The following is an 8,640-nucleotide window of genomic DNA, read 5'->3' on the forward strand; positions in this document are numbered from 1 at the left end:
AGCGGGAACACCGACTTTGACTGTTACACCTTGAACCTTGGCTTTTCCTGAATCCAACGCCGCTTGCAAAGCATCGCGTAAAGCAGGATCAGAGTCGGCAATTGATCTATTACCCAGCCACCCCTCCAACCGCGTCCTCGGGTCCCCATGCGGCGTACCGGCCTTACTCACGCCATTCACCGAAGACTTCGCATCCATCACCACCACGGTAATCGTATCGCCATTGATCGCCACCGCGCAGCCATCACAGCCGTGGTTACTACCGTTCTGCAATGGCTTGAAATTGAGGCCGGTTTTTCCGTTGAGGGTTTGAAGGGCCAGTTGCTCGCCTAACACCCCATCATTTACAAGCGAACCGGTCTTCCAATTGGGAAGGTGCGACAGCGGGATACTTTCAAATGTCTGCCCAAACAGGTCTTCAACCCGGCTGAACTTGGGTGGGTTGATTGCATCAGGGATAACCTGCCCTGGTCCTTTTGAACCATCGAAACTCGCATCGTTAGCCGCAGTTTTACCAGTACCTACAACTCTGGTTTCCCCAGAAACCAAACCGGATGGAGTAGCTTTTGAACCCGTCTTCTCCCCCGTCAGCAGAAGAGATTTACCTTCAGCCAACTTTCCGGCACCTTTGAACAGCGCAATTTCTATCGCCGCCCGCGCCGCCGCAGTCCCATAATCACGCATGGGATTAACATCGCCAGGGTAGGTATCCATACTGAACGAGGCAAGTACCTTGCTCCCCTGCGTGTATTGATAAGGCGTTAGCAGAGCACCCGTCGCCTGCATACCATCGTGGAAGGAGAGCGCGCCGCCCAAGCCAGACAATGCAGGTGCCGCGCACCCCACCACCGTCACGCAGGCAGGCGCCGTCAACGCTGCACCGCCGAACCCGGCAGCGGCCCCTATCGCCCCCAGCACCGCTCGACTCGCATTGCCCGAGCGGGTAAGTGCCTCGTCATTCTTCAACAGCTTGTCGTTGGCTTTATCCCACCGGCCGTACTCATCAAAAGCTCCGGTTGCCAACAGCTGCTTCTGAGCATCCTTGAAGTTGCCGCCGTCCGACTCAAGTTCGCTGATGTACTTGTAGTTGGGATCTTCAGTCGGAACGGAAGCGCTGCAGTGCACCAAGGCACAGGCCGCCGCCTTCAATTTATAAGCATTGGCCGGGTCGTCTTTCTGCAAAGCTTCCAGTGCGAGCGTTTCTTTCTGGTGCAGTTGGCGGTTGTACTGATCCGCCATTTGCGACACCCAGGACGCTTTGTTGACATCGCCGCCGGCTAGCCCCGCCGCAGTCAAACCGACCACTTGGGCGAACGCCTGTCTCAACTCCGGTTGCTTATCAAACGTATCGTTCAGGACCTGCGCCATTGCCTGGCTTGCGCCCGCAGCAATAGCCCCGGTCTTGAAGTCGCCACCCGTGGCACTGGCCACCGCACCACCAAACAAGGCGTGCATGGTGACTCGGGCTGAACCACCCTCCGCCCACATCGCCATCCCGGTGGTATCACCGGCGTTCTTCGCGGCCTGCCAATGGTCCTGGGCATAACTGCCCACGTAGTTGAACGCCGTCGCAGCCACCACATTGCCGGCCTGTGAAACCAGGCCGCCGGTGACGTTCTTGCCCAGATTTCCGCCACCCACCACCGTCTGAATGGTGCCAGCAGCCACACCTTGAGCCGCCGCGTGAACCGCAAAGCCGCCAATCCCTTCCAGAGTTTTGAGATCGAACCCTTTGGTGAGGTTATTGAAAGGCTTGGTGGTGCCGCCCAAGTTGGGATCGATGACACCTGTTGTGAAACCTGCTGTAAGAGCGCTTGTTGCATAGCCTTTCAGCGCGTTGCTTGAAGTCACATCTTTAAGCGTCGCGCCAAGGTTGCCGCCATTATTGATAAAGCTGACAGCACTGCCGCTTGCAAGTGACGTTAACGCAGCAGTGGCCATGGCGTTGCCCCAGCCTGCCGCCGCAGTCCCAACAGCAGTGCCTGCCGAGACCATTGCCGAACTACCCGCCGCCGCCATAGCGGTGCCAGAACCCGCAGTTCCTGCACCCGCAAACGCTGTGCCTACTGCACCGCTGGCCGCCCCAGCCGTCAATACCGTAACAATAATAATGATCGCCAGCATCGCCCCTTGTCCGAGGCTGGAGTTGCTGTACTTATACGAGTCGTGCGTTTCCTTGATCAGTTTCCAATCAACATCTCCACGTTTCTCCGCGTCCTTCAGCCAAGCCATCTGTGGATCTGCCTTCACCATCGCGTCGATCGCCTGGCTGACGGTCTGTTGGTTGACTTGTTTGACATCGATATGCAGACCATCAACGGCCTTGATCGCGATTTCACCCTTGGCAACCATTTGGGTCTGCCTGAGGGTCTCGTCGGTGTTGCCTTTGCCACTCATGCTGTTCCAGGCAAGGCTGCTTTTGCTCTTGGCATGGCTTTCCTGATCGAGGTCTTTGACACCCTCGAAGGTCACGCTACCACCGCTGGCGATGGTCAGGTCATTGCCACTGTCCAACTTGGCAGCCTGGTATTTCTGGTCGCCCTGACTTTGAATAGTCAGGTCACCACCGGTTTTGATTTCGCTACCGATGTGGGTGACTTTGGTCACTTCATCCCGCTGGGTTTTCTTACTGCCCCAACTGCCCTTCTTCTTCATGTCATACAGCGAATAATCACTGTCTTCGGCCGACAGCAACGCCAGGTTGCCACCCGCCACCAGGTAGGCTTCATCGCCTGCACTGATACGGCTGGCAATCAGGCCCAGGTCCTTACCTGCACTGAGTGAGACGTCCCCACCGGCACTCAGCGTGGTCGACACCTGGCTGACATGATCTTCCTGACGCTTTTCCTTTTTACTTTTACTGGAGGAGTGTTGCTCGTCCGCAGCCGAGGCCAGGAACATATCGCCGCCAGCGCTCATGTTGATGTCGCGCTTGGCATCGATCTGGCTGGCGATAGCCGTGATGTCTCGGCCAGCTTTGACGTTGATATCGCGACCTGCCTCTACGCTGGAACCGTGTTGCGTGGCATTGCTCGATTGCAGGCGGCGCCCCATGTCGGTCGCATTGCGCTCTTCGGCAGAGGCCAGGCTGGCATCGCGACCCGCCACGATTGTCGTGTCACGACCGCTGTGCAAAACGCCGCCGACGCTGGCAACGTCTTTGCCGGCGCTGATATCCAGGTCATTCGCCGCCTCCACCCTCGCCGCACTGTCAACGTAGTCCCGATGCTGCGAATACCCACGCCCGCTGTCGTCCCACCCGCTCACGCTGCGTTCGTTGATCACATCCCCATTAATCGCGGTCATCGTCACATCGCGCCCGGCAATGATGCCGCCGGCTTTGTTGACGATATTGTTACCGGCCAGCAGGTCCAGGCGGTTGCCCGCTTCGATCAGCCCGCTGTTGGTCAGGTCGTTACCCGCCTGGGCCGACAGGTTGTTGTTCGCGCGCAGGATACCGGCGTTGACCAAGTTTTCGCCGGCGATCAGCTTCAGGTCGTTACCGGCGATCAAGGCACCATTCGGCGCCAGGCGGTTGTTGGCCTGGGCCAGGTAGAGCACTGGCACCAGGACCTTTTCACCGTTCACTTCGTGTTGTTCCAGCCACACGATGTCGTGGGTCAAGGCCGCAACCTGTTGCGAGGTGAGGCTCACGCCCATCGACAGGTTCAGTTGCTGCTTGCTGCTGATGGCGTTGTCCATCAGGTACTTGAACAGCTTCTCGTCGGTGTTTTGGCCGTCGATAAAGCGTTGGCCGGTGCGCGCTTGTACCGCCTGCTGCACCAGGCGCTGTTCGTAGAGGCCATCGCCGAGGCGTTTCCAGCTCTGGTCGGGGTTGTAGCCCAGGCCTTGCAGCAGGTAGTCCGAGCTCATGAATTGCTTGAGGTCGGTGAGTACCGGGTTGGTCTCGATCAGGTACTTGTGCGGCTGCGAGGCGGCGCGGCTGTCGGGCAGGCCTTGGACGCGGGTGAAGGTTTGACTGGTCAACGGGGTCGGTTGCCCACTCAGGTCGGGGCGAACGCCGCCCGCTTCATTGTTCGCGGTGCGCACAGCCCGGGCGTCGCGATCGGCTGCTGCCAGCCCTGACAGGTCCGTTGCGCCGACCGCAGGCCCGGCACCCTGCACCTCAATGCCCGCGACGTGGGTGATGTCTGCGCCGCTGGAGCGGCCAGGCTGCAAGGTCTGCACGTCGGCGCTGCTGACAGCGTCAAGGTTGATGGCGCTGGCGACGGCATCAATGGCACTGGCTTCGCGAGCGGTCAGGGCGATTTGATGGGTACTGGCGGTGACAAGGGCAGCCCCTTCCACCTGGATCGTACGGCCCTGGTTCTCAGGTCGCGCTTGATCACGCGTGGCCGGATCAATGCTGGCGCTGCCCAGTGTCCACGTCTGAGCGCCGCCCTGATTGCTAGTAGCCTGCCCGCTGGTGCCACCTTGGCCACTCAAGCGGAACAAGCCGTTCTGCCCGCTGGGCAAACCGAAGCCCGGCAGGGTCAAGGGGTTGACTTGCTGTTGGGCGAGGTCAGGCGGCAATTGTGCATTGAGCACCACCACCTTGGTTTTGTTCGCGCCCACACCGGTATCCAGCGCGCGGCCGCCTACCCCAAGCGCGGTCTTGAGCACGGTGATGTTGCTGATGGTTTTACTGGCGATGAGTTGCGCGTTACCGCCGGCCTGGATAATCGCCGGGGCTACCACTTGCGTGCCGCCCGCCACCGGTATGGGCGCATCGATCCCCGAAAACAGCGAAGGGCTGAACTTCGTCATCAACGCCGCAAAGGCCGCCTCATCCACCGGCGAGCCTTGAGGGTGCGCGCGGTTGTAGGCCTGCACCGCCGCGACCATCTGGTTGTACTGGCCCTTGCCGATTTTAGTAACGCCGCCGTATTCCTTGCTTTGAGTGCCGGAACCACCGGTAGCCGCCAGGTTCTGGATGTTCTCGCCGGTAATCGACAGGTCATTGGCAGCCGACACTACGCTGTAACGGTTGGTGAAGTTCTGGCCGGCAATCACCAGGTTGCGCCCGGCGCTGAGGGTGGCCGACGGCGAGTTGGCCTCCACCACACTTTCGATCGTGCGGCTCAGGGTGACCGCAGGCCTTCTGTCGCTCCAGCCACCGCTGCAATGTTGCGTGCAACGAATGCTGACGCCCACCGACGTCAACCGCTGGTTGAGCTGGAATTTCTCGCGCTCATTGACCACCTCATTGGCCGACAGCCTCAGGTCGCCCATGCTTTCGATGCTGGCGGAAATGTTGCGGATACTCTGCGCCGCTGTCCCACTGGCAACACCGGCCATCGTCAGGTTGCCGAGGCTGTAGATGTCCGAATAATTGTTGGTCAGGCTGCCCACGTTGAACGTGGCGTCCTGGCCACTGAACACGAAGCCGCGCGCATTGATGTTGCCCGCAACGTGGTCGTTGAGCAGGCTTTGGGCGGTCAGGTCAAGGTTCTGCGCAGCCCCCAGCGTGCCGGTGTTGACCACGCTGCCAGCGTCGATACGCAGGCCGCTGCCGGAGGTCAGGCGCCCACGGTTGCTCAACTGGCCGCCGACGCTCACGTGGCTGGCGCCCCCGCCTGCCAGGCTGCCGGGCTCTTTGAGGGTCATTTGCGCGGCGCTAAGGTTCAGCGTACCGACACTGCTGATGCGCCCGTTGCCTTCATAACTGCCAGCCAATTGCACGGCCACGCTGCCGTCGCTGGCAATCAAGCCGTCGTTGTTCCAGTTACCGCCGTTGCCGACCAAGCTTTGCGACGCCAGCAATTGCCCGCCCGCCGTCTGGTTCAGGGTGTTGACGTTCACCGTCAAACGGCCGGCCTGGATCACACTGCTGTTGGTCCAGTTGTCTGCGGTCAGGGTCAAACCGCCGCGCGTCACCACATTGCCGCCCGCACGGGTAAGGTTGGCGGTGGCGATATCAAAGGTCCCGGTGCCGCCGTGCAGCACACTGCCGCCTTGGTTCTGCAGGCTGCCGGTCAGCGTGAAGTCGCTGTTGGAGGTCTCCAGCCGGCCATTGCGGTTGTCGATCTGCCCGCCAACCTGGACGGTGGTTTTGCCGCTGCTGCCAAGGGCGCGCAGTTGGCCGCCGACGTTATCGACATCCCCGGCCAGCAGGTTCAGCGTGGTGTCGCTTTCGATAATCCCCGCCTGGTTGCGTAACGCGCCGCTGAGCCCTAGGTCGATCGTGCCCGCGCCAATCTGGCCGCTGCTGTTGTCCAGGGTTTGCGCGCCCACGCGCACCAAGCCCTTGGCGTACAAACCGCCGTTGGCGTTGGCGAAATAATTGGCGTTGACCACTGCATCGCCGGTCTGCGCAGCGATGCGCCCGCTCTGGTTGTCGATGCGGTTAGCGCGCAGGTCCAGGCCCCGCGCGCTGACCAGTTTGCCACCCTGATTATTGACGTCGCCGCTGACGGTCAAGCCCAGGCCGGTCTGGCCCTGCACCTTGCCCTTGGCGTTGTTCAGGCTTGCGGCGTTCAGTTGCACGTCGGCGTCTTGGCTGTAGATCAAGCCGTCGGTTTGGTTTTGCACGACGCCACTGCTGGTGATGACCACCCGCTCTTTGCCGGCAAGGGTGCCGCGCTCACTGTTATTCAAGCCACCGCTGAGCAGGGTCAACAGGCTCTGGCTGATGATCTTGCCGTCGGCGTTGTTGTAGACCTGGTTGGCGCGTTTGAGCAGCAACGGCCCGACGCTGGCCAGTTTGCCGCCGCTGTTGTTGAGGTTGCCGAGCAGGTCGAGGGTCATGCCGCCGTTGCTGATCAGGCTGCCACCGTTGTTGCTCAGGTCGGTGCCGGTAAAGGAAAACCCCTGCTGCACGTTGATGGTGCCTTGGTTGGCCAGGGTGGCCGCTTGCACATCCAGTTCGGCGCCGCTTTCGATCAAGCCGCCGTCGCCGTTCACCAACGCGCCGGTCACTGCCAGCGCTTGCCCGGTGCCGCTGGAGAGCACGCCACTGCCGCGGTTATCCAGGCTGGCGGCGCTGACGTCCAAACGCCCGTGGCTGACGAGCGCGCCTTCGGTGTTGTTTTGCAGCGCGCCGCTCAGGCGCACATCAATCGCGCCGCTGCGGCTGGAGAGCGTGCCGTGGTCGCGGTTGTCGAGGTTGCCGCCACTGACGCTCAGGCCTTGCCAGCCGCTCAGCAAGCCCTTCGCGGAGTTCATCAGCGTGCCCGCGTTGACGCTCAGGGTCTGGCTGCTGATCAGCTTGCCGCCGGTGTTGTCCAGGCTCCGCGCGGTCACGGAGAAGCCTTGCTGGCTGGAGATTTCACCGCCCTGGTTATTGAGGTCACGCAGGTTTTTCAGGGTCAGCGGGCCATTGGCAAGCAGCAGGCCGTTGCGGTTATCCAAGTCGCTGTTGTTCAGGTCGAGGGTCACGCCCTGCTCGCCGACAATGCGGCCGCCCGCCGCTGCCAGGGCATTGACGCCCACGACCAGCGCACCTTTGGCCGAGACTTCGCCACCGTTGCCGGTGTTCAGGCCGGCAGCCGTGAGGTTCAGGGTGCCGAGGCTATTGATCAGGCCCTGATCTTGGTTATTCAGCTGGCCGTCGCTGCTCAATAGCAGGTCGCCACGGCTGTTCACGCGGCCACCACGGTTGTCCAACGCCGCCGTGCGGGCATCGAGGCTGGCAGCGCCGATCATGCCTTTGAGGTTGGTCAGCGCCTGGTTGATGCGCAAGGTCAGGCCTTGGTTGCTCAGCAGTTTGCCGTTGCTGTTATCCAGGCTTTGCGCAGCCAGGGTGAAGGCCTGGCCACTGGAGATTTCGCCGTTCTGGTTGGTGACGGTGTTGAGGTTATTGAGTAGCAACGCGCCCTTGGCATTGAGCAAGCCCCCGGTGTTGTTCAACGCGCCGTTGTTCAGGTCCAGACTCAAACCGGCGTTGCTGAACAGCTTGCCACCTTGTTGATCGAGCCCGGTGACGCTGGCCGTCATGCCCTGCTCGCCGCCGATGCTGCCACCGTTATTCAACTGCGCGGTGGTCAACGCCAAGGTGGCGCTGCTGTTGAGGTGCCCGCCTTGGTTGTTCAGCGCGCCCGTGCTGACGACGACCGGGCCCTTGCCGCTGATGATGCCTTGCTGGTTGCCCAGACTCGCGCTGTGCAGCGTGAGGCCACCATCGGTGACCAACTTGCCGTCCTGGTTATCCAGGTTGCCGGTCACGGCGACGCTCAAACCTTGGGCACTGGAAAGGCTGCCTTTGTTGTTAATCAGGCTTCGCGCCTTGACGCTCAGTGCGTCTTCACTGCTCAGCACGCCTTGGCTGTTGTCCAGGTCGCCGGCCAGTTCCAGCACCAACGGTTGTTCGCTGAGCAGCTTGCCGCCCGTGTTGTCCAGCGAGGTGCCGGTGAGGCTCAGGCGCCGGCCGTTCAATTCACCGAGGGCGCGGTTGATGACCTGGTCCACCGCCAGGTTCAAGCCGCCGCGCGCAAACACCACGCCTTTGTCGCTGTTGTTCAACTGCTGGCCGGTAACACTGACGTCGGCGTTGCCGGTCAGCTCACCGGCGCGGTTGTCGATCGAACCCACGTCGAGTTTCAGCGCTTTTGTGGCGCCTACCAGACCGTTACGGTTATCCAGATTGGCGCCGCGCAACTGCAGGCCTGCGGTGCTGATCAGCTTGCCGTTCTGGTTGTCGAA

The 8,640-nt window shown here is 61.3% G+C and carries 1 protein-coding gene; it reads right to left on the bottom strand.

The window, feature by feature from the left end; translation table 11 throughout:
- A partial coding sequence (locus FW764_RS27915; RefSeq protein WP_446436707.1) for a DUF637 domain-containing protein occupies nucleotides 1-8,640 on the bottom strand: 8,640 nt, incomplete at both ends.

The organism is Pseudomonas sp. 1152_12, assembly GCF_052850675.1.